Annotated in this window: 20 protein-coding genes and 1 pseudogene; 13 read left to right on the forward strand and 8 right to left on the reverse strand. The window is 53.1% G+C overall.

Annotated elements, in window-relative coordinates; genetic code table 11:
• Positions 1-249: 249 nt before the first annotated feature.
• The 9 genes and pseudogenes from ettA to AB1483_02230 all read left to right on the forward strand — a co-directional run bounded on the left by ettA (position 250) and on the right by AB1483_02230 (position 7745).
• Positions 250-1929: an energy-dependent translational throttle protein EttA gene (gene ettA / locus AB1483_02190; protein MEW6411264.1), complete on the forward strand. Its 1680-nt coding sequence runs from the start codon at positions 250-252 to the stop codon at positions 1927-1929.
• 30 nt (positions 1930-1959) lie between these two features.
• Positions 1960-2832, forward strand: a complete 873-nt coding sequence (locus tag AB1483_02195) for a GNAT family N-acetyltransferase (GenBank protein MEW6411265.1) — start codon at positions 1960-1962, stop codon at positions 2830-2832.
• A gap of 114 nt (positions 2833-2946) precedes the next feature.
• On the forward strand, positions 2947-3714 hold the full coding sequence (locus AB1483_02200; protein MEW6411266.1) for a 4Fe-4S binding protein: 768 nt from the start codon (positions 2947-2949) through the stop codon (positions 3712-3714).
• 4 nt (positions 3715-3718) lie between these two features.
• Positions 3719-4090 (forward strand): hypothetical protein, encoded by a 372-nt coding sequence (locus AB1483_02205; GenBank protein MEW6411267.1) that lies wholly within the window; start codon positions 3719-3721, stop codon positions 4088-4090.
• A gap of 40 nt (positions 4091-4130) precedes the next feature.
• Positions 4131-4284, forward strand: a pseudogene (locus AB1483_02210) (prolyl oligopeptidase family serine peptidase).
• Between the two features lie 382 nt (positions 4285-4666).
• Complete coding sequence (locus AB1483_02215) at positions 4667-5266, forward strand: hypothetical protein (protein ID MEW6411268.1); 600 nt, start codon at positions 4667-4669, stop codon at positions 5264-5266.
• A gap of 205 nt (positions 5267-5471) precedes the next feature.
• Complete coding sequence (locus AB1483_02220; GenBank protein MEW6411269.1) at positions 5472-6455, forward strand: L,D-transpeptidase; 984 nt, start codon at positions 5472-5474, stop codon at positions 6453-6455.
• A 134-nt stretch (positions 6456-6589) separates the two neighbouring features.
• Positions 6590-7090 carry a L,D-transpeptidase gene (locus tag AB1483_02225; GenBank protein ID MEW6411270.1) on the forward strand — a complete coding sequence of 167 codons (501 nt, stop codon included), beginning with the start codon at positions 6590-6592 and terminating at the stop codon, positions 7088-7090.
• Entirely contained in the window at positions 7080-7745 is a 666-nt protein-coding gene (locus tag AB1483_02230; GenBank protein ID MEW6411271.1) for a hypothetical protein, read from the forward strand. Before AB1483_02225 ends, AB1483_02230 begins: the two co-directional genes overlap by 11 nt.
• A 27-nt stretch (positions 7746-7772) precedes the next feature.
• Here the strand turns inward: AB1483_02230 and AB1483_02235 are convergent, their stop codons facing one another.
• Complete coding sequence (locus tag AB1483_02235; GenBank protein MEW6411272.1) at positions 7773-8753, reverse strand: ornithine cyclodeaminase family protein; 981 nt, start codon at positions 8751-8753, stop codon at positions 7773-7775.
• A 150-nt stretch (positions 8754-8903) separates the two neighbouring features.
• On the opposite strand from AB1483_02235, the gene AB1483_02240 reads away from it, so the two are divergent.
• On the forward strand, positions 8904-9395 hold the full coding sequence (locus AB1483_02240; GenBank protein MEW6411273.1) for an N-acetyltransferase family protein: 492 nt from the start codon (positions 8904-8906) through the stop codon (positions 9393-9395).
• A gap of 8 nt (positions 9396-9403) precedes the next feature.
• Here the strand turns inward: AB1483_02240 and AB1483_02245 are convergent, their stop codons facing one another.
• Positions 9404-10084, reverse strand: a complete 681-nt coding sequence (locus AB1483_02245) for an outer membrane beta-barrel protein (protein MEW6411274.1) — start codon at positions 10082-10084, stop codon at positions 9404-9406.
• Positions 10085-10261: 177 nt separating this feature from the next.
• Positions 10262-11647 (reverse strand): PLP-dependent aminotransferase family protein, encoded by a 1386-nt coding sequence (locus AB1483_02250; GenBank protein ID MEW6411275.1) that lies wholly within the window; start codon positions 11645-11647, stop codon positions 10262-10264.
• A gap of 209 nt (positions 11648-11856) precedes the next feature.
• Here AB1483_02250 and AB1483_02255 point away from each other — a divergent pair, with 209 nt between their 5' ends.
• The 3 genes from AB1483_02255 (at position 11857) to AB1483_02265 (ending at position 14833) form a co-directional block, all read left to right on the forward strand.
• Complete coding sequence (locus tag AB1483_02255) at positions 11857-12447, forward strand: GNAT family protein (protein MEW6411276.1); 591 nt, start codon at positions 11857-11859, stop codon at positions 12445-12447.
• 18 nt (positions 12448-12465) lie between these two features.
• The gene (locus tag AB1483_02260) at positions 12466-13695 is read left to right on the forward strand and encodes a PLP-dependent aminotransferase family protein (GenBank protein MEW6411277.1); all 1230 of its coding nucleotides are present in this window, start codon (positions 12466-12468) and stop codon (positions 13693-13695) included.
• Between the two features lie 280 nt (positions 13696-13975).
• The gene (locus tag AB1483_02265) at positions 13976-14833 is read left to right on the forward strand and encodes a bifunctional methionine sulfoxide reductase B/A protein (GenBank protein ID MEW6411278.1); all 858 of its coding nucleotides are present in this window, start codon (positions 13976-13978) and stop codon (positions 14831-14833) included.
• A gap of 23 nt (positions 14834-14856) precedes the next feature.
• On the opposite strand, the gene AB1483_02270 is transcribed toward AB1483_02265, so the two are convergent.
• From AB1483_02270 to AB1483_02290, 5 genes are all read right to left on the reverse strand, one after another.
• The gene (locus AB1483_02270) at positions 14857-15900 is read right to left on the reverse strand and encodes a hypothetical protein (protein MEW6411279.1); all 1044 of its coding nucleotides are present in this window, start codon (positions 15898-15900) and stop codon (positions 14857-14859) included.
• Between the two features lie 21 nt (positions 15901-15921).
• Positions 15922-17442, reverse strand: a complete 1521-nt coding sequence (locus tag AB1483_02275) for a carboxypeptidase M32 (protein ID MEW6411280.1) — start codon at positions 17440-17442, stop codon at positions 15922-15924.
• 126 nt (positions 17443-17568) lie between these two features.
• Entirely contained in the window at positions 17569-19317 is a 1749-nt protein-coding gene (locus AB1483_02280; protein ID MEW6411281.1) for an ankyrin repeat domain-containing protein, read from the reverse strand.
• 1 nt (position 19318) lies between these two features.
• A complete protein-coding gene (locus AB1483_02285) occupies positions 19319-20980 on the reverse strand; it encodes a M56 family metallopeptidase (GenBank protein ID MEW6411282.1) in 1662 nt (553 codons plus the stop codon).
• 1 nt (position 20981) lies between these two features.
• The gene (locus AB1483_02290; protein ID MEW6411283.1) at positions 20982-21368 is read right to left on the reverse strand and encodes a BlaI/MecI/CopY family transcriptional regulator; all 387 of its coding nucleotides are present in this window, start codon (positions 21366-21368) and stop codon (positions 20982-20984) included.
• Positions 21369-21470: the final 102 nt, after the last annotated feature.

A 21470-nucleotide genomic window follows, 5' to 3' on the forward strand; every position in this document is an offset into this window, starting at 1 on the left:
CTATCCTCTCGGTTGGTGTTATCCGGACTCGTCGAGCCCTGTTTGTTTTATAGGAATTAGAACCAGTCTGCGACCCTGTTAGTTCCATTCGGCGTCAGGACGGCCCGATTTACCTGAGCCTGCCAATTCGTTGTGATTTAAGTGGTTAACGTGCGTCGTGACCGTGCATGTTACTCGCCCCTTGCGGGTTACGCCCGGGAGTGTTACCATTGCACCATTAATATATGTAATAAGAAGGAGATTACGCTCATGTCCGAGAAATTCATATTCCACATGTACGGTGTAAATAAATTCTACGGCCAGAGGCAGGTGCTCAAAGAAATCAATCTGAGTTTCTTTCCGGGTGCCAAGATTGGCATCGTCGGCGAGAACGGTTCCGGTAAGACGACGGTTTTGAATATCATGTCCGGCAGGGATACGGAATTTCAGGGGCACGCCTTCATAACTCCGGGCTACACTGCCGGCATGCTCGAACAGGAACCGCAGCTGGATCCATCGCTGACTGTTCGCCAGACGGTAGAGTCGGCGTTCGGCGCCACAAAGGCGTTGCTCGATGAATACAATGCCCTTGCCGAGAGCCTGGCGACGCCGATGGATGACGACAAGATGCAAAAGGCCATGGATCGAATGGGTGAACTTCAGGACAAGATCGACACTATCGACGGATGGAACCTTGACCAGTCGTTCAAGGTAGCCAGTGATGCTTTGTGCCTCCCCGAGGACAACCGTGTCGTTGGCACTCTCTCGGGCGGGGAGCGTCGACGGGTGGCGCTGTGCAAGATTCTGCTGGAGAAACCGGACCTTCTGCTTCTGGACGAGCCGACCAACCATCTCGATGCGGAAACGATAGACTGGTTGGAAGAGCAGCTTCGCGAGTATCCCGGCACGGTCATCATAGTAACGCACGATCGGTATTTTCTCGATAATGTCACCGAGTGGATACTGGAACTTGAGGGGGGACAGGGAATACCGTGGAAAGGGAATTACAGTTCGTGGCTCGAGCAAAAGCTGGCTACTCTGGTGGAGGCGGAGAAGAGTGACGCACCTCGCTCCAAGGCCCTCAAGCGTGAGCTGGAATGGATACGCATGAGCCGTGGCGATCGCAATGAGCTGGCCCGAAGCCGCATAAGAGAATACGAGCAACTGGTGGCCCGCGAGACGGCCAGGGCGAAGTCGGCAAGCACGGTCATTCAGATCGCGCCCGGCCCGGATCTCGGAAATCAGGTGGCGGAGTTTCATGATGTCAGTATGGGATTCGATGATCAGAAGTTGTTTGAGAACCTGTCGTTCGCGGTCCCTCGCTCGGCGGTGGTTGGGATGGTAGGCCCCAACGGTACCGGCAAGACGACTTTACTGAAACTCATTACCGGCGCTCTTGAGCCTGTCGCGGGAAAGACGGTTGTTGGTTCTACAGTAAAGTTTGCCGTGGTCGATCAGGAGCGGGAGTCCCTTGGAAGTGAGCGCAGTCTTATCGAGGAAGTAGGCGAGGGACTCGATGAAGTGACAATCGGCAACCGCAAGGTTCCTATTCGCCAGTATCTGGCGCAGTTCGGATTCAAGGGGGCATCGCAGCAGAAGCTTGCGGGGCAACTCTCGGGTGGTGAGCGTAATCGGTGCAATCTTGCCAAGGTGCTGAAGATCGGCGGTAATTTGCTGCTGCTCGATGAGCCGACGAACGATCTCGATGTCAATACCCTGCGCATGCTTGAAGAGGCAATTCTGGATTTCTCGGGTTGCGTGATGGTGATAAGTCACGATCGGTTCTTTTTGGATCGCATCTGCACTCATCTGCTCGTATTCGAGGGAGAAGGTAAGGTGCGCTGGTGGGAAGGGAACTTCTCCGCCTATCAGGATTGGCGGAGCAAGGAGCTGGGCGGGCGGATGTTCGAGAACCGTCGGAATCGATATAAGACGCTGGTGCGATCTTAGGAATGCAGTCTCGATGGCCGGGTTTGAACGATGAGCTTGACCTTTCGAACAGACTACTGGGATGATGCTCAGGCGAAATCCGCATTCATCCGCTTCCTGCATCACATTCACCGACTGGATTTGACACTCTGGGACAAGCTGGGGTCCTGGGACCACAACTATCGACCATTCTCTTACTTCGATGGCAATACGATAGCCGCGAGCGTGTGTGTTTACTCGATGGACATGATGGTAGAGGGGAGGCGATGTTCTGTCGCGCAAATCTCGGGGGTTGGGACGGATGAGAAATATCGGCGCCGGGGGCTTAGTCTCGCACTGACCGAAAGAGCTATCGAGTGGGCGAGTTCACGACATGAGTTCTTTTACCTTTTCGCCGACGCGGATGCATTTAAACTGTATGAGAGAGCCGGGTTTCGTCGCGTGGTGGAGCACAAGACAAGGATACCGGTCGAGGGTTGTAAACCGCGCGGCAATGTAGTGAAGCTGGATATCGAAAACAAGAAACACCTTGAATTAATTTATCAACATGCGGGTAAGAGAACTGCTGTTTCGGATAGGCTTGGCGTGTTCAACGAGAAGTTGTTTATGTTCTGGTGTCTGTATTTTCTCCGCGACAACATTTACTATATTGCCGACCTGGATTTGCTGGTTCTCTACAAGCGGGAGAATGGACTGTTGACTTTTTGCGATATTGTGGGCAGTGAGATTCCGGAGTTTACCAGTATCTATCCTTATATCAGTGATGAGAGAGACCGCGAGATTGAGTTTCTTTTCATGGTTGATAAACTGAAGCTCAGGGGGTCGATGAAGACTATCGCCGTCGTAGAAAACGGAACTCACCTGTCCGGCGATTTTCCTCATGAGGGTAGCCCATTCATTTTCCCCCTTACCAGTCGGGCTTGAGACCAATAACATAGCCGGATTTGCCGGCTCTGATTCTGATTGATTAATTGGGGAATGACGCTATATTTGTGTATAACCTCACGCCGGCATTGAAATCGAGGGTTCGGGCGGTCGATGAAAATCACATATTTACGCTACAGCATACTGCTCATTGTGTTGGGGCTTGTCACGTGGACGGCGCTGGGGTATGGCAGCAGGTCGTTTGAGGCATTCTGCCCGTTCGGTGGCGCCGAAAGCCTGTGGGGATTGTTTGTCCACGGTGAGTTCAGTTGCGCTCTCGGTCCGCTTAATCTTTCCATGTTTATCGCGCTGATAGTTCTGGCGCTAATTTCCAAAAAGTCGTTCTGCGGCTGGGCCTGTCCCATAGGATTCTTGGGGGAGCTTTTCGGGCGGGCTGGCGGCCATATTACAGGAAAGAGACTTCGTCCGGCAAGAAAACTCAACGGCATTCTCAAGCTGACCCGCTATGTGGTACTTGTGCTTGCGCTGTTTTTTACCTATCGAACCGGCGAACTTATCCTTCGGGGTTACGATCCTTTCTATCTCATCTTTTCGGGCTTCGGACACGGAAGCGTCGGCATGATATCGGTTATCGTATTGATCGCGCTCGGTATAGCGACACTTATAATACCGATGTTTTTTTGCCGCTATCTTTGCCCGCTGGGGGCCGTATTCGATCCGTTCAGCCGTATGGCGGTGATAAAGATCGCTCGTAACGAAAAAGGGTGCACTCAGTGCGGAAGTTGCCAGGCGGCGTGTCCGCACGACATACCGGTCCATGAGTTGGCCAGCGTCAAACATCGCGACTGTACGAACTGTTTCGAGTGCGTGGAGGTCTGTCCGGAACCCGAAGTGCTCGGGGTTCGCGCGAGTTGGAGATGATATTATGAAAATACCCAAGATAGTCGTACCGATCCTGGTTGTCATATCACTATTCGGTGGATATGCTCTCAAGGCCGCCTTCACTCAGCCGACGACATCCACCATGCCTACCAACTCCGGCGGTTCGAAGCTGGAGTGCATCGTTGATGGCGTCAAGTGCAAGGGGACAGCCTCGTTTTTCGTGTCGCTGTTTGAGAATGTGGCCGGTATCAATGGTATCGAAACATATGCCACCGACCATCGCGTTATCTTCAGTTACGATCCCTCTGTCATCACCCCTGATGAGATTCGAACGATAATGGAAGCGCCCGTGCCTCTGCAAGACGGCCGTGTGATCCGGATTTTCACCTGTCTTTCGATGGATGAAATGCCTTAAGAGGCTTTTCTATCGCTTCAATCCATTCAACACGCCGTTGAATCCTGTTGTGGTGCAATTATGGATACGGCGCTTACGGCTTAAGCCAGGGGCCGGAATTCCGGTCCGGGCGATTGAGTCTTCTCGACCGGGGATTCATATATGCCATCGCGCATGTGCGGGGAGGCTCGGAACCTGGCATGGAGTGGTACGAGTATCTCGAGAAATTCGCCTTCGGGTCGGCGTTCATAGTTGATGTTCTCGAAAGAGAGATCCGGTGGCGCGAGGCAACCATTTGTGGTACAAGAGTTTATGATGGCGCCTGTCGGGTTGGCGTAAATAGTCTTGACAGAACAGAGGAACAATGTTATGGTATCTCGCGTTTTCGCGGTGCTCGGTCACTTAATTGGTGGCTGAGAAACGAGGACTGCTGATAGAAGGACTAATCAATCTCAGTAAGGAAATTTTTTAACGAGTTGAGACCATCGCCGTCTCAACGAAAATAAACAAGGCGTACATGCGTCGGCCGAACGTGTGTGTGTCTTTTTTTTATGAACCTTTTATTCTTGAGAGAATATCGGCCGAAAGGATGAGACAATGATTATGCGTGTGTCGTCGGTGTTGGTGGCACTCGCCCTATTTGGATTTGCCGCGGGCTGCAGCGAGGCGCCGGTGGCCAAGTTCGATGCCGGCAAGTCGGCAATTGAAAGTGCCCGTGCCAATGAGGTCGAATTGTATGCTTCTGAGACTTTCAAGCAGGCGACTGATTCATTGAATGCCGCGGCGGTTGAGATGCAGAATCAGGATTCCAAGTTCTCGCTGCTTCGCAGTTACGGACGCGCGGAAGAGTTGATTGCCGCCGCCGAGAGACTGACACAGCAGGCGGAAGCGGAAGCGGTGACCGAGAAAGAAAAGACGCGTGTTGCCGATTCGATTCTCATTGCGGAGCTTGAGTTACTCCTGGCCGAAACGAAAACCGCGCTTGCCTCGGCTCCCAAAGCCAAGGGTACCGCGGCCGATCTGAAGGTTCTTCAGGGTGACATTGAGGCTGCCTCGAACGCTCTGGCGGTTGCCGCTGCGGATTACAATTCGGGTCAATATATGGCTGCGAAGGCCAAGCTGGACGCAATTAAGCCTCAGGTAGAGGGTGTAAAAGCCCAGGTAGAAGAGGCTATCAAGCGCATTACAAAGAAGTAAGGCGTTTGTCCCGCTGTTGTTTATTTTTGCAGAGGCCGGGATCTCCGGCCTCTGGCGAAATGGTATAAGGTCCGTACACACATCGTTCCTCGAAATCTCTATGACTGCCCGTACAAAACTCTTCATTTGGATTCCCCTTTTGACTGTTCTGGTCGCAGGTGGACTTATCGCCGCGCGTGAATGGAGGCGTCCTCCGCTTGAATCAATGAAGCGGGCGTTGGATGCTCTGGGTGTGGCCAAAGCCACTGAGAACCGCAATCACTATAAGTCGACCTTGAAGCAGGCCGAGCAATGTCTGCTCGAAGGTGAAAAGTCGCTTCGAAAGCAGAATGCCAGCTGGTGGCCATTTGTGTCCTACGAGGTTGCCGATTCCCTGTTTGAGGAGTCAATTCGCCTGTCAAGAAAAGTGGTTACGATGGCGACCAATCACACCGATGCACGGCGTAGCGCTTTACTTTCAAATATCGAATCGCTGACGGATTCCCTCAACTATCTCGGCGAGGTTCTGAGTGCAGAGCTGGGGCGCACCGATGTTGAGGCGCTTTATCGCAAGGTTAGGTTGAAATTGGATTTGGCCACAAAACTCGCTGAAACGGGTTCTTATGCCTCGGCCCAGGTCTATACCGACAGTGTCCGCAGCAGCATGGCGGTCCTTTCGGGGCGACTGCTCGAGCACCAGGTTGTGCTCGAAGAGCTTTTGGCCGATGCCGACCGGTGGGTGATAGAGACCGTCAAGCGTTCATCGGAAACACGCGAACCGGTGCTGATCGTAGATAAATCGGCACATCGCCTCTACGTATTAAGACATGGGGCTGTTGTCGATTCATATTCGTGTGACCTCGGTTACAACGCCGGCTACCAGAAAAAGATGTCCGGCGACGGTGCTACTCCGGAAGGCATGTACCGTGTTGTCGAGGTAAAGAAGAACAGCAAGTATTACCGGGCGTTGCTTCTGGACTATCCAAACAAGTATGATCGCAGACGCTTTCAGAAGAACTTGAGTGAAGGTGTCATACCCTCACATGCTCGCATAGGCGGTTTGATTGAGATTCACGGCGAAGGCGGGCGTGATGAGGATTGGACGGAGGGCTGTGTCGCCGTGTCCAATGATGATATGAACAAATTGATGAAGATCGCGTCCGTAGGCACCCTGGTAACCATTGTGCGATCGTGGGACGGTATTCAGTGAGATCAATCTACGCCATCACAATTTCTCTCGTCGTAGCGTCTCTCGCACTTGTAAACACTTATTATCGTTCAAGCGGAGACCTTCATATTTTTCCTCGCGAATCATATGCTTATGACGAGTCAGCCGATTCTGCGATGTCGCCGCCAGCAGATAGTGCTTCTTTATCTCGGAATTCGGGGAGACCATACCGGGCGAAAGAGCCCTATATCGTCATCGATCGTTACAGCAATAGACTTTTTCTCCGGACCGTTGACACGGTGCTAATCGACGCGCTGTGTTCGACCGGGTCGGGAGGCGAGCTTGCGGATAGCTTGACGGGAAGACGCTGGAAGTTTGAAACTCCGGCCGGAATATACACGGTTCACACCAAGCTGGAGAATCCGTGGTGGCGTAAGCCGGATTGGGCGTTTATCGAGGAGGGGTTGCCGCTGCCCAAGTCGGACAGGGAGAGGTTGGATGCCAACATGATGGGGGAATACGCGATTGGTTTCGGCGACGGCTACTTTGTGCATGGAACGATCTATGAGCGACTTCTCGGCGCGGCTGTCACTCACGGTTGCGTGCGTCTCGGAACCAACGACCTCAGAGATGTGTACCGGAGAAGTTATATCGGGATGAGAGTGTATGTCTTTTAATCCGTGGAACTATGCCCGTCGTTACAGACTTCATGCCGGGGCCATAGCGCTTCTATTGTTGATGCTTTCGCCGGTATTTCTGTCCGGGCGGTATGAACTTTCTCAGCCCCCCGAAAACATATCGTCGCCTTCTTCAGGCAGCGCCGGTCAGCACGCCGCCGAGGTATTTCCATACCTCGTGCTCGATCTGAAGACAATGACTCTATCGATTCAGATTGAGGGCGTACCTCTGCGTGACTGCCGGGCTACGGCGGCAAACGATACCGCTACGGTCGGCGAGTTTTCCCGCGACTGGCTGGAGAGCGGCGCCGCTATCCAGCGAATTTCGCGAGTTCATCTTCTGTCGGGGGCCAAGACGCTGTCGCAGGTGGAGCTGGAGGCGATAGCCGAGGTGACGGGCTTGAGCGAAGCGGCGACCCAGCGCTATTTGCCTGCTGAAATGATCATCGAGACATCGGAGGGTCAGCGCCTGGAGATTCGAACCGATCTTGAGGGTGAGGAGATTTCCGCTCTCGGTGGTTTCGAAGAGACTCTGCGTCGTATCGTGTCGACGGTCGAAGGCAAGGAAACGCTGCGTCTTTACATGTCAGGTCCCGACGCCATGTCGATTTTCGGGCTGGCAAGGACGCATCCCCTTATCATTCTGAAGGGGTGAAGTCACAGCGTCTCTTGCGCCGCATCGTTACAGTTCGATATTCACGCCAATGCCCGCAGCCACCGCCTTATCATATATGAGCTTCGCCGTGGCGGCATCCTGAATGGCCAGACCGTTGGATTTAAAGATGGTAATCTGCTTGTCGTCGCGACGTCCGTACTTTTTCCCTGTCACAATCTCGCCAAGCTCCGCTTTCATGTGCGATTTGTCAATCGCTCCTTCCTGGATCGGGATCATGATGTCCCCGGCTTCGCTGAGGCATGCCTCATAGGAATCAGCGACGAGCATCGAGCGCTTGATTATCGCGGTATCGAGTTCGCGGGCGTTGGGTGTATGACTGCCAATGCCGTTGATGTGGGTTCCCTCGCGTACCTTGGAGCCGTCGAAGATGGGCGTGGGGGACGAAGTCGCGGCGCAAATTATATCCGCCTGTTCGAGCAGATGGTCGGCGGAATCGGCTTTGGCGATATCAAGGTTGAGTTTTTCGCTCCATGTCTTGATAAAGTTGTCGACAGCTTTTTCGACTTTGTCGTAAACAAGGGCTCGTGAAAGCGGGCGCACGGCAGACATTGCCCACAGTTGCGCGCCGGCTTGGACACCCGCGCCGAAGATACCGGCAACCTGGCCTTTGACATCGCGCGCGAGATATTTCGTGGCGACACCGCTGGCGGCGCCGGTCCTTATGGCGGTGAGGTAGCCGCCATCCATGATGCACATTACATCGCCCGTCTGCGGATCCTGAAGCAGCACCTTGCCCACAACAACCGGCATGTTGTGTTTGGCCGGGTTGTCCTTGTAAACCGTTACGATCTTACAGGCAAGCGCGCCGAGTCTTTGAAGATAAGCTGGCATATACAGCGATAGACCATCGGGGGGCTTGATATTGGTGCGCAGAGGCAGCACGGCGGTTCCATTGGCCATTTCGGCGAAAGCCTGCTGGGTAACCTCGATACAGTCCTTCATATCGAGCACCTTCATGACATCCTGGCGTGACAGCATCAACGGCATTTTATCCTCCTGACGTATGTACTTTGCTTCTCATCAATAAGTGATCGGATTAAGTGTAAAGGCAGTATGCTAATTTCAGTTGCCGCTGTCAATCCCGTTGATGATATTTACGGTCGAATGCCTGGATTATGATGCTGCAGGGAGAGATCTATGGAATATCGCCTCGATAAGATGTCACCCGATGACGAGGGAGCTGTTGTCGACATCTTCAATTATTTCGTCGAGAACAGCTTTGCCGCTTATCCCGAGGAAAAGGTTGGGCACGAATTTTTTCAGCGGTTTGTGGCGATGGTTGGCGACTATCCGGCGATTGCCGTGAAGACCGATACGGGCGATGTGATAGGATTCGCTTTCATGCGTCCGTATCATCGGGCCAAAACGCTCAGTCGCGTTGCCGAGGTGACGTACTTTATTTTGCCGGAGCACACCGGACACGGGTTGGGAAGTCGTGTGCTCGAGTATTTTATCGAGCAGGCGAAGCTTCGCGGCGTAGATAATTTTCTCGCTTCGATTTCATCACTCAATGACCAGAGCCTCCAGTTTCACCTGAGGCACGGTTTTGTCGAGTGTGGTCGTTTCAGAGACGTTGGTGTCAAGAAGGGCAAATCGTTTGATGTCGTCTGGATGCAGCGCAGGCTCTGAGGCGGGCGCTACTGTTTAATTTTGCCAATCAGGTAACTGACGCCGAAACTTATTTCCGGACCGCTGTAGTTTTTGCTCGCGCCGATCGGTTCGCTGAAGTCGGGCATGAGGTTGTAGCCGAGGTTGAGACCCATCAGCACATGCGGCCCGACGAGAAGGTCTACTCCCGCGGCCGCCTGTCCGCCGACAACCACTTCGCTTCGAGACTCCGACGTTACGAGGCTGCTTACCTGGGTGCTGGTCTGACTGCCAATGCATGGTCCCACCATCGCTTTCACATAGGGTCGCAGCGATGAATTGAAGGTTGAACCGGGGAGGTATTTTTTCAATCCGACGAGGACGCGTCCGATGTAGGCGCTTTCGGTTGTTATACCGATGTCCTCGATTTGGGTTTCAACACTGGCCAGCATGCCGCCGACGCTGGCATTTAGAGCCAGGCCTTCAGTGAACCAGTATCCATAGGTCAACTGCCCCATGAATCCGTTAGCATTGACGGTGGATGTTACGTTGCTCGAGACGCCGCTGGCAGCGATGCTGGTGGTGGTGAGTGTCAGGTCGGAATTGGATTGGTTGAACATCCCCATTCTCAGTTCCAGCTGGTGCCGATTTTCAAGAGGACCGGCTCCGGTTGAGGTCGCGAGAATGAAACTGGCGAGAACGATTGTTACGATTATCTTCGTAGTACGCATAAGATATTCCCCTGCATAAATGTGAGTGTTCTGGGTTTTACATACGCTGCTTAAGAGCAGTCGGTTTCGTACCCTCTGGCCAGGGGCAAGCTTTGCGCCGAAGCGCAATTGATTTTGTATCTATTACCCTTATAGGTGCGGAATATTCAGGATCTTTTGAGTGAAGTGAAAGATGGACTAAAAGACAGTTGATTTGGGGCCGGCGGTGCCATGAATGATGGCGCTGATAAGGCGCAAGCCGCGCTCGAGGTCTTCGATAGTGTTCTTGCCGCCCAGACACAGTCGCACGGCGTTGTCCATGTCATGGGGGTCGACAGCGAATATGTCGGCGGGCGCTACGACTACACCGGTGCGATGAGTCTCGGCGGCGAATTCGCCGGTGTGCCATCGCGCGGGGAGTTTTAACCATACGAAATAACTCGAGGGGTGGCCATAGTATTCGAGGTCCCCGAGGATGTCGGCGGCGATGGCGCTTCTTTTCTTCGCCTCAGCTCTCTTGCGGAGCACACTTCTTTCGGCGGTACCATCACTAATCCATAGCGACGCCAGTTCGGCGGCGAGCGGCGAAACCATGAGGGTCGATCCGAGTACAGCTTTGTAAAGCTTTTCGCGGTTACTCTGCGGAGCGACGAGGTAACAGATTCGCAATCCTCCCGCTACGACTTTAGCCAGCGAGGCAATCAAGTAGGTACGTCCGGGAGCCATGGAAGATATCAATGGATACGGCTGTTCAAGGAGCCTTCGGTTGATTTCGTCTTCGATAATCTCCACGCCGTATTTTTCGGCGACGCCGGCGATGGTATGTCGACGGGATTCGGATAGAATCGCGTTCGTTGGGTTATCGAGCGACGGTATACAATAGAGAAATTTGACATTGTGTTTGCGGCAGCACGAATCGAAAGCGTCCGGCAGGAGCCCATCGCGATCCGCCTCAATCCCGACCAGTCTCAAGCCCAGCAGTTCCGCGACCCATTTGACGCCGGTGTAGGTGTGCCTGGCGGTGGCGATTGTGTCGCCTCTGTCGGTCAGGGCCATCAGCGTCACGAGAATGGCATGTTGCGCGCCTGCGGTGACAATCACGTCCTCTTCGCCGACCTTCAAGCCCAGCGTGCTGACCCACTGCGCGCCGATTTCCCGGTGGCGGGCGTAGCCTTTTGGCCCGGTGTAATGCATGAGGTAGTTTATCTCGCGGTTGGAAAGCTCGGCGAGAGCATGCCTCAGGTCCGGATCGGTATCGGCCGGGGGATAATAAGGACTCAGGTCAATTAGTCCGGGCTCGGACTCTATCGATAGGGTTGGGGATTTGGGCTGGTGCTTATGGCCGGCGACAAACGTACCGCGTCGACCATCGCCTCGGATTAAACCGCGCCTCTCGGCCTCCAGATAAGCTTTTGTCACAGTTCCAATGGCCAATTTGAGGTGGTCGGCGAGCTCTCTGTGAGTCGGTAATCGCTGTCCTGGCTGGAGAGAGCCTGATACAATATCACGCTCTAACGCGCCAAGAATGGCGAGATAAACCGGCAAATCGGCTTTTTGTATTTCCGGTGACCATGCTTCAAACATGCTTTTAATATAAGGAGTTAACTTAATCAGCGCAAGACAAAAATACTCCAGTTCGCGATTCTATGCCACTTCTGTGTTAGTATATTGTTATAGTACAATGATTTCGCTTGACTATTTTGCAACAAATTATATACTACTATCGTAATAGTACAATGGTGGCATTATGAGATGTGTAAACTCTGCCACCCTTGAGACAGGAGGGTGTTGATATGAAGACAGTTAGAATCTGTTGCCGTGGCAGGGCTGCCCTGAGGCCTGCCAGTGCATTTGACCTGGACTTCATCCTCGCCAGCGAAAAGCATTCCGACAACGCTCCGTTTATCCGCCAGTGGTCGGTCCGCCAACACGAGGCCGCCATGAGCGATCCAAACATCGGTCATTTTGTGGTTGAAAGCGTACCCGGTGGGCGGCCGGTGGGACACGTTATCCTGGTCGGTCTTGAGAATCCTGATTTTTGTCTTGAACTTAGAAGGATAGTCATCTCGAAGAAAAGCTGCGGCTACGGCCGCGAGGCGCTTCGTCTGATCAAAGCATACACCTTTGATACGCTCACTTTTCATCGGTTGTGGCTCGACGTTTTTACCAACAATAAGAGGGCATTTAAGCTGTATAAATCTGAAGGATTTACAGTCGAAGGCTTGCACCGGGAAGCGGTGCGTTACAATGATGGCTTTGTCGATGTGAAGGTAATGTCAATTCTCAGAAGTGAGTATTACGGGAGGATTGAATGGCGGCCCACACGAATTATCGGGGATGTTCTCGATATGAGTGAGCAATCCGGCGGGCTGTGTATCAGATAACGAAACAGGAGAAATAGAATGACATACTCAAAGACAGTTTCTGAGGTAGCGACACGCGAGGCAAGCTCACGACTATCGGAGAGCATACTCGCGTCGCGTACGAAGGGGATGAGCGCCAGCGCTATTCGGGAGATTCTCAAGGTAGCGTCGCAGCCCGGTGTAATCTCGCTGGCGGGAGGGCTTCCCGCGCCGGAAAGCTTTCCGGTGGATTATATGCCCGAATTGGTGGCGGGCGCTCTGCGCAAGTACGGACCATCGATTTTTCAGTACGGTCCGACCGAAGGGTTCCCCCCGCTGAGAAAGATTCTTTCGAACTATCTTGCTCACAGCGGTGTGGAGGCAACGCCCGATGAGGTCATCGTCACGACCGGATCGCAGCAGACTCTCGATGCTTTCGGCAAGGTCCTTATTTCGCCCGGTGACAAAATCGTCGTGGAGTCGCCCACTTACCTGGGTGCCATCTCGGCTTTCAATCCGTACGAGCCTCATTATATAGGGCTTGAGTCGGATGATGACGGTGTCGTTCCTGAGGCTCTCGACGACGTGCTTACGGAGAACGATGTCAAGTTCGTTTATCTGATTCCCAACTTTCAGAACCCCTCGGGAAGGACTATCCCGCTGGGTCGTCGCAGAGAGATCGCCGGTATAATCAAAAAGCACAACGTGCTTCTTTTCGAAGACGATCCCTACCGGGCGCTGAGGTACGAAGGTGAGCATCTTCCGACGATATGGTCGATGGCTCCCGAAAATGTGGTTTACGCCGCCACGCTTTCGAAGGTTTTGTCGCCCGGTATGAGGTTGGGGTATTTCGTGGCGCCGCCGCTCATTCGCAAATGGATCGTTCTGGCCAAGCAGGGTATAGATCTTCATACCAGCTCGCTTGATCAGGCGATAGCCGCGGAGTATATCGGCGAGGGCTATCTGAAGCGACACCTGCCGCATATTGTCGATGTCTATCGACCCAGGGTTAGGGCTATGTTGTCGGCGCTGAAGGAGAATTTCGGAAATGACTTCTCCTGGTCGCAGCCGGAGGGAGGGATGTTTGTCTGGCTGACCGGTCCGGATTCGCTGGATACTTCGGAATTTTACGAAGACGCCGTGAAGCACAAAGTGGCCTACGTACCGGGGAAGTACTTCTTCACCCGTAAGGGACAGGGGCTTAACACCGCCCGGCTGAATTTCTCGACGGTTAACGAGTCAGCCATAAGTACGGGGATACGGATACTGGCGACCCTGCTGCGCGCCTGAATCATAGAGGGCGCCGGTGGTCTTTGCAAAGCAACCTGTTTAGTGGTTGGTAGCTGATATTTGGAACCAATCGTGGTCCGATTTTGTCTTAGATATTAAAGGCAAAGTTAATTAGTTATTTCTCAAGGACCAAGGAGGCTATCGCCCCATGCTATCAACCAAGAATTCATTAGTCCGATTGATGGTGTGGGGAGGGCTGGTAATAGTCATCGCAATCGGATTCATCGCGCTTACCTCCACATCGCAGGAGAGCCAATCCCAAAAGAAGTCGGAGCCATCTATGAAATACAAAAAATTGACGCCCGAAGAGGAGCGTGTCATCATACACAAGGGGACCGAGATGCCCTTCACGGGCAAATTCGATAAATTCGATAAGCAGGGCACATATGTCTGTAAGCAGTGCGGAGCTCAATTGTTTGCCTCAACCTACAAATTCGATTCCGGCTGTGGCTGGCCGAGTTTCGATGACGCCATAGAAGGCGCGGTTAGGCGCACGCTCGACGCCGATGGTGTCCGGATGGAGATAACCTGCGCCAACTGCGGCGGTCATCTGGGGCATGTGTTCGTGGGTGAACGTCTCACAGATAAGAACACCCGGTACTGTGTCAATTCTATCTCAATGGACTTTATTCCGGCTTCTTCACAAAGGAAGGTCGCGACGGAGAAGGCGTATTTTGCAGGTGGATGTTTTTGGGGAGTCGAGCATTTGCTCGAGGATCCCGATGGCGTGATTTCGGTGCGCTCCGGATATATGGGCGGGCATACATCCAACCCCACCTATGAACAGGTCTGTACCGGAACCACCGGACATGCGGAGACGGTTGAGGTTGAATATGATCCCGCAAAGGTAGATTACGCCACGCTGGCGCGTTTGTTTTTCGAGATTCACGACCCGACCCAGAAGAACCGTCAGGGGCCCGATGTTGGCACTCAGTACCGTTCGGCTGTCTTCTATGTTGATGACGCCCAGAAGAAAACCGCGGACAGTCTTGTTACGATACTAAGGGGGAAGGGGTACGATGTTGCCACGGAGGTGATCAGGGCCGATAAGTTCTGGGCGGCGGAGGACTATCATCAGGATTACTATGACAAGACCGGCAAGCAGCCGTACTGTCATATCTACACGAAGCGGTTCTGATGGGTTGTCCTTATCGCGGATAGCTATTTCGGATAGCCGAATACGGCTATTCCGATAGCGTGGTCATTCTTGAGCCAGTTGATATCATTCACCTTTTCGATAAAGCCCTCTGGATAACGGACAATGGTGATCGGCTGTCCGCTTTCCTCTGCCTCCTGAAGTTGCTTCAGGTCGGCAAGGAACCATCCGATTGGGAGTGTACGCCAGGAAGTGTTACGGAGAGAGTCGGGGCAATCCGGCCAGTCGCTGAGATAAAGGGCGGTATAGTGCTCACCAGCCCATCGAAGAAACTCGTACTCCGGTTCATGGAAACAATCGGGGCATCTTCTGGGCGAACTCCACGTCAACTCGCCTTGGGTGGTCGTCCAGATCGTTAGTCGAATCGACCTCGACTCGTTCTTGTCAAGTGTCTCAAGACTCAGCGAATCAACATCGGAAACCGCCAAGAGCGTGTCCGGTCTAACGGGGATATTGTGAAGCGAACTCTGAACCAGTCTTTTAGTCAGCCCATGATAATGTGCCCACGAAATTCCGGCATCAGTTCCGGAAGCAACATATCTGAAAGAGAGAATCGGCCACCTGCTTCTCTTTACTTCTACAGACCCCGGAGACCGTGGCAATGAGGGCCAGACATAGACTAATTCCGATCCAAATCCCAGACCAATCGAGAGAGTCTGCCGGGTAGCGGAATTTCCGAAGACGTATGCGCCCCCAACCTCAAGACGAGGATTGGTATTAGGACTCAGCGGCTGTGTATGCGCGTAGGCAATCCAGTACCTGTCCGGCTCACTGTAAGTATAGCGAGCGAAAGACAGGTGGCTCGGCCAGATGAAATTACTTCCAAACCCCAGGTTTGTCTTCTTGCCGAGTCCTACCCAATAATTAAGATCGGGGAATATGAGGGAGCGTGGCGTTTGGATCTGTGCGAAGTCGAAGTGCCACACAACTGATATTTGCCACTCGCTTGTCTCCATCGGCTGCGGCGGTATAAAGTAGTGAGCCGTGCCGCAGCCTGACATGAAAATCGCAGAGCCAGCTACAATCAGTGCTTTGATGAATCTCGACACAAGCACCCTCCCTTCAAAGCTCTACCGGCTGATGCCGTAGATGCCTTCGTACTTCTCGTACAGATAATCCAGCAGCGGCTTGTGCGAAAGCGGCTGACCGGTCACCTTCTTACACAAGTCGTTCGAATAATACTTGAATCCCTGTTGATGAATGTTTTTGCTCAGCCACTGAAGCAGTCTTGAGAATTCGCCTCTGGCGAAATCTTCCATAATGCCCGGCAGGTCTTTCTTTGCCTGCATCCAGAATTGCGCGGCGTACAGATTACCAAGGGCATAAGTCGGGAAATATCCCAGAGCGCCATGCGCCCAGTGCACATCCTGAAGGCAACCGTTGGAATCCTTGTCAACATCGATACCAAAATACTCCTTGAATCGCTTGTTCCATTCACCGGGGATGTCGGCAACCTTAAGCTCGCCCTTGATGATGGCCCGCTCAAGTTCGAAGCGGAGCATAATGTGGAGGTTGTATGTAGCTTCGTCGGCCTCGACGCGAATATAAGATGGCGACACCCAGTTCATAGCGCCGTAGAATTGATCGAGGCTGACGCCGTGGAGTTCGTCGTGGAAGACACGTTGAAGTTGCGGGAAAAAGTAGCTCCAGAACTCGCGGGATCGTCCCACGATATTTTCCCAGGTGCGCGATTGGGATTCATGGATGGCAAGCGATGGTGTCTCAGCCATGGGTGTTCCCCAGTGAGTTCTATCCGAATGGCTCATCTCATAGAGGGCATGGCCGGCCTCGTGGGTAGTGCCGGTGATACCTTCGCTGACATCGTTGGGATAATAACGCATGAGGATCCGGGTATCATTCGGTCCCAAGCCGTTGCAGCACGGGTGCACGGTTTCATCGATACGGCCGGCGTTGAAATCGTAGCCGATCGCGGCCGCGAGAATTTCGGCAAACACTCTTTGCTTGGAAACATCGTAGGGGCGTTTGACAATGCCGATATCCGGTTTGCGCGGCGCGTCTTTGATTTTGGCGATCAATTCCACCAGATCGGTCCTGAGGCCCGCGAACGCCGTTTCAACATCGGCTGACTTAGCGCCGGGCTCAAATTCGTCAAGGAGGGCGTCGTAGATTTCGGTCTTGTAACCAATGAGGTCGGCTTTGCGGCGACACAGCTCTACGATTTTCTCCAGTTGGGGCCGGAAAGAGGCGAAGTCGGATCTCTTGCGGGCCTCGGCCCAGATGCCGATGCCTTTCGATGTCGCCCGCGAGAATTCTTCGACAAATTCGACCGGGAGTTTTGTCTCCCTGTCGTACAGACGACGCCACTCGCGAACATTAACAGCCGCTTCGGATTCAGGGTCTTTGACCAGATTCGAGGTTTCGACCGCAGAAATCAAATCACCGATTTTGGGATCGGTGAACCATTCGTGGCTCAGCCGGTCGAGTTGCGCCAGCTGTTCGGCGCGGTGGTCATCGGCCTTTTTCGGCATATATGATTCCTGATCCCAGTGGAGTACTCCGGCGGTGGAGCTGATGGTGGCGATTTCTTTCATCCGTTTCTTGAGTTCAGTATAAGCATCTTGCGGTTTCACGCATACCTCCTGCGTTATTTTGATAGTATCCGATTATGCACAAACCGGTGGGATTTAACAATGATTATTACGAAACCAGGCTGGCAGGGTTTCAAGTCGGGGAGAATCTTGGCTCCCCGGCGCAATTCAGTAAGGGCTGGGCTGTGAGAGGAAGTTGTCGCCGGGATTTTCGGCGCAGAAAACCCTCGCGGTGACTCCCCAGCCGGCTATGTTTCTGGCCACATCTGGAAGGAGGTGGTTCCGGCGGTTCGGATCCATCAGACAGATTGCCCTGGGAGTGAATCTCTCAAGAAACAGTTTCAGATCGGAGTTTTCCTCCTCCCCGGGCTCCGGAACAGGAAGAAAAGCGATATCGACCATATCAGTATATTCCGCCAGCGTGTCGAGACAGCTGCGAAACAAGGCGAGATCGTCTGAGGTATCGCCCGCGTAGTAGATTGCCAAACCGTCCACAGTACACAGATACGCGTTGGTCGGCATGTAGTCCTCGCTGGTGGGTCTGACAGCCTTTACGAATATGTCATCATTGTCAAAAGACTCATTGGGTTTCAAATAGACCGTGTTGGTGCAGCCTCGCCACGGATCATCGGCATTGTGAATATAAATTGCACTTTCCAGTGAGTCCTCGAGAGTGTGTATCAGTTCAAGTTCGCCCGGCTCGCCGTGGTAGCATGTATATATACCACATACGTTCTGCTCGGAGAGTTCCGACAGTGTAACGAATCCGTTGGTTAACGATGGTTCTGCCGGAAGAATCTGTCGATACTGCTCGTAATCGAAAATCAGCATGTGATTCTGAGTTTTTACTGCCCAGCCGCGATTATTCAGATACCATATCGCTGCTTCACCATTAGTCAGTGCCTTTGAAAGCAATTCGGGCTTCCCGTAGTTCTCCTGCATATCCGTAGTCGGCTTCGCGCCTTGTTCGACGAAGTAATTCGCGAGCGTTTGGTGTCCATACCTTGCAGCATAGCACAGGGGTGTTTGGCCGTATTCGTCTTCTTCACCAACAGAACATCCCGCTTCGACCAGTATCGCGGAAATCTTGAAATATCCGCGGATAGCAGCCAGATGCAGAAGGTTTCTTCCGTAGAGTTTTTCGACAAACGCGGGGTTGGCTCCTGCCGAGAGAAGCATTCTCACATTTTCAGCCAGCCCCGACTTAACCGCCAGACAGAGAGGAGAGTCTCCCTCTTTGTCTATTGAGTTGGGATCGGCATAGTTGTTCAAAAATAACGCGGCTATGTCGGAGTGTCCGCGGGAGACGGCCTCGGCCAGCGGCGTGCGTCCGTCGTGTTCACGGACAATATCCACGATGGCTCCGCGTTCGATTAAGAACCGCGCCATTTCGGTATTACCGAATATGGCGGTCCAGAAAAGCCGCGGCATCCCTCGAGAATCGACCTCATTGGGATCGAAAGGCACCCCGTGTGAAATCAGAAGACTCGTTATTACCGGCGGCGAATTCCGCTGGCACTCTCGCTGAAAGGCCTGATCGACGGGCTTGCCGAACACGGGGTGGTTCAGTTGTGTTTCGGCGCCGTGTTCAAGCAGCAATCCGACAATATCACCATGGCAACCGTGGATGGCCCACTGGAGAGGGGCGAATCCGCGTTGATCGGGTCTGTTGACGTCTGCTCCCGCGTTCAAAAGCAGCGCCACAATCTCTGCTTGACCGCTGTAGCAGGCAGAATGAAGCGGCAGGCCGCCAGTAGGGCCGGGTGCGTTGGCCTGAGATATATCCTGTTCAAGGACTTCCCGTACCTTTGATATGTCCCCCGACTTTATAGCATCGTGAATCTCTGCGCTCAGGATATGAGTTGTGTGTGCAAGCAGGCAGGCAACCACCAGCGCTGTGGCAAACCATAGTTTCATGTTAGTTTTCCTCAAGGCTGAACTGCATGTTGACGGCGTCCTCAATACCCAGGCTGGCTGGTATTACTTTCGAGACCCAGGGAGCCAGGGGAGTGGACGATTTATCAACCATCTTGATCCAGATTACCAGGATCGGACCATAAGGGTTGTCGATGTCCATGCGCATGACAGAAATGCCGTCGTCGTAGCGCGATACCTTGAATCGCCCGTCCTCTCTTACTATCTCTATCCGGTGTTCTAGGTCTTTAACGACGTAACCGATTTGCCTCTCTGGATCACCTGAGCCAACGCTTGTTCGCAAAGTAAGAATATATCTCCCGCCTTCGTTTAAGATGGATTTTACGGCCACATTTGAAATCTGCCGAAACCCGGTCCTTCTGGCATCGAGCACGGATAACATGTGGTCAACTACACTTTTAAACTCACCGGGCATGAGATTCTCAACGGTCAGTTCGGGACGGTCAAAGTAGTCACGGCTCAGAAACTGCTCGCGGATAATCCCAAAATCCCCACCCGCATTGAGCGCGTCGTAGAATTCCATCAATGTGTTGACAATCTCTTCCTGTTCTGACTCCGATACTCCTTCGAGCACCGTACCTTGGGGTTTTTGCGCGAGGCTGGCCAGAGGAGCGGTGGTCACGGCAAACAGCAAGCCAATGAGAAACATCTTTCCTGCCGCCACAGTTCGCCGGTCTCTGGTTCTATCGAGGATACTCATGATTCTCCCTTCCATTTTACTTGTGCGACTGAAGGCCATGGCTGAAGCCGCCAATCGCGTTTCGGGTGTTAACATACTGTTTATCTGCACGAGATGATGGGCGTAATCGGTGTCGTTCACGCCGGCCGCGAGAACGATGTCATCGCACACGATTTCGCGCTCTCTGTTGAGCTTTCCGACCAACATCCACACGAGCGGATTGAACCACTGCCAGGCCAGGGCAAGCTGACTCAAGAGCGAAAGGACATTATCGTATCGCCGGACGTGAGAGAGCTCGTGCAGCAAGACGGCCATCAGGCGATCATCCGACCATGCGGCAGCTCCCGATGGAAGTACGACAGCGGGCCGAAAGAGTCCGCATGCGAAAGGTATTTTGACCTTGTCCGACAACATCAGTTCGACCTTGCGGTGCAGCTCGATTTGCCGGGCGGCATTTTGGCCGAGGCGAACTAGGCGCGGGTGAGTCGGGTACGCCGGCTCGGCTGACCGGAGATACCGTCGCGAGTACATAAAACCGCCGAGCAATCGCAGCATAACGAACGTACAACCAATGAGGTACGCTAAGGATAAGACAGGTATCGTCCAATCTGCACCGGATCGGGATGCATGCTGCGAAGCCGGTGTCACAGGGGCAGGCGTGATACCGAATTTGGCGGAGGGTGTGACTGCTGAAACCTCTGTAGACAAGACTTTTTCAGTAGCATGTGTGTCGGACGCGCTGCCCAAGGAGAGAATCTCCCAGCGAAAAGATGTGAGCGCAAGCATTGGAACGGCGATTGTCGCGACAAGCCCTACTGTGAGAATGAAGTGACGCATCGATGCCGACTTCTTTCTGGCGAGGATATAAAGCCCGAAAACAAGCAGAAGGATCAGCGACACTTTTGCGGTACAGAAGAGAACAAAACCGATCCCATCGCCCGCGGCGATTTGTGAAAAGGGATTCATGCTACTTGCGTTCCTTTCTTTTCTGCTCTATCAGGGCGGTCAATTTCTTGAGTTGCTCTTCGGACATTCTCTCACCTGAAATATCCATGAGAGCGCTGACCACACTTTCGGCGGAATTTTCAAAGAAAGTCTCCATTAGATGTTTCAAGGCCGTACGACTTCGCTGCTGTTTGGATTGGGTTGGCAGATAAACATACCGCCGGTCTTGTTCAATATGCCTGAGAAATCCTTTTTCTTCGAGGATGCTGAGCAGTTTGCGGACAGTGGAGTAACCGGGTGGTTCGGGAAGATTCTCGGCAACCTCGGCGGCGTTCGCCTCGCCGAGTTTATAAATAACATCCATTATCTGTCGTTCACGCCTGGAGAGTTGCTGCTGTTTTTCAGCCATAAGCAGTATCCCTTCGTTTCGGTTTTATCGTTTCTGGTTCAGTATACTGCCCCGTGGTGCGAAAAGTTTCGCAGAAAGCGAAAAAATTCGCACATTTTTTGA

It is taken from the genome of Candidatus Zixiibacteriota bacterium (assembly GCA_040756055.1).
Classification (GTDB): domain Bacteria; phylum Zixibacteria; class MSB-5A5; order GN15; family FEB-12.

Coding starts and splice junctions, on each gene's coding strand:
- ettA (MEW6411264.1), top strand. CDS start 250: ATGTCCGAGAAATTCATATTCCACATGTACGGTGTAAATAAATTCTAC.
- AB1483_02195 (MEW6411265.1), top strand. CDS start 1,960: ATGAGCTTGACCTTTCGAACAGACTACTGGGATGATGCTCAGGCGAAA.
- AB1483_02200 (MEW6411266.1), top strand. CDS start 2,947: ATGAAAATCACATATTTACGCTACAGCATACTGCTCATTGTGTTGGGG.
- AB1483_02205 (MEW6411267.1), top strand. CDS start 3,719: ATGAAAATACCCAAGATAGTCGTACCGATCCTGGTTGTCATATCACTA.
- AB1483_02215 (MEW6411268.1), top strand. CDS start 4,667: ATGATTATGCGTGTGTCGTCGGTGTTGGTGGCACTCGCCCTATTTGGA.
- AB1483_02220 (MEW6411269.1), top strand. CDS start 5,472: ATGAAGCGGGCGTTGGATGCTCTGGGTGTGGCCAAAGCCACTGAGAAC.
- AB1483_02225 (MEW6411270.1), top strand. CDS start 6,590: ATGTCGCCGCCAGCAGATAGTGCTTCTTTATCTCGGAATTCGGGGAGA.
- AB1483_02230 (MEW6411271.1), top strand. CDS start 7,080: ATGTCTTTTAATCCGTGGAACTATGCCCGTCGTTACAGACTTCATGCC.
- AB1483_02235 (MEW6411272.1), bottom strand. CDS start 8,753: ATGCCGTTGATGCTGTCACGCCAGGATGTCATGAAGGTGCTCGATATG.
- AB1483_02240 (MEW6411273.1), top strand. CDS start 8,904: ATGGAATATCGCCTCGATAAGATGTCACCCGATGACGAGGGAGCTGTT.
- AB1483_02245 (MEW6411274.1), bottom strand. CDS start 10,084: ATGCGTACTACGAAGATAATCGTAACAATCGTTCTCGCCAGTTTCATT.
- AB1483_02250 (MEW6411275.1), bottom strand. CDS start 11,647: ATGTTTGAAGCATGGTCACCGGAAATACAAAAAGCCGATTTGCCGGTT.
- AB1483_02255 (MEW6411276.1), top strand. CDS start 11,857: ATGAAGACAGTTAGAATCTGTTGCCGTGGCAGGGCTGCCCTGAGGCCT.
- AB1483_02260 (MEW6411277.1), top strand. CDS start 12,466: ATGACATACTCAAAGACAGTTTCTGAGGTAGCGACACGCGAGGCAAGC.
- AB1483_02265 (MEW6411278.1), top strand. CDS start 13,976: ATGAAATACAAAAAATTGACGCCCGAAGAGGAGCGTGTCATCATACAC.
- AB1483_02280 (MEW6411281.1), bottom strand. CDS start 19,317: ATGAAACTATGGTTTGCCACAGCGCTGGTGGTTGCCTGCCTGCTTGCA.
- AB1483_02285 (MEW6411282.1), bottom strand. CDS start 20,980: ATGAATCCCTTTTCACAAATCGCCGCGGGCGATGGGATCGGTTTTGTT.
- AB1483_02290 (MEW6411283.1), bottom strand. CDS start 21,368: ATGGCTGAAAAACAGCAGCAACTCTCCAGGCGTGAACGACAGATAATG.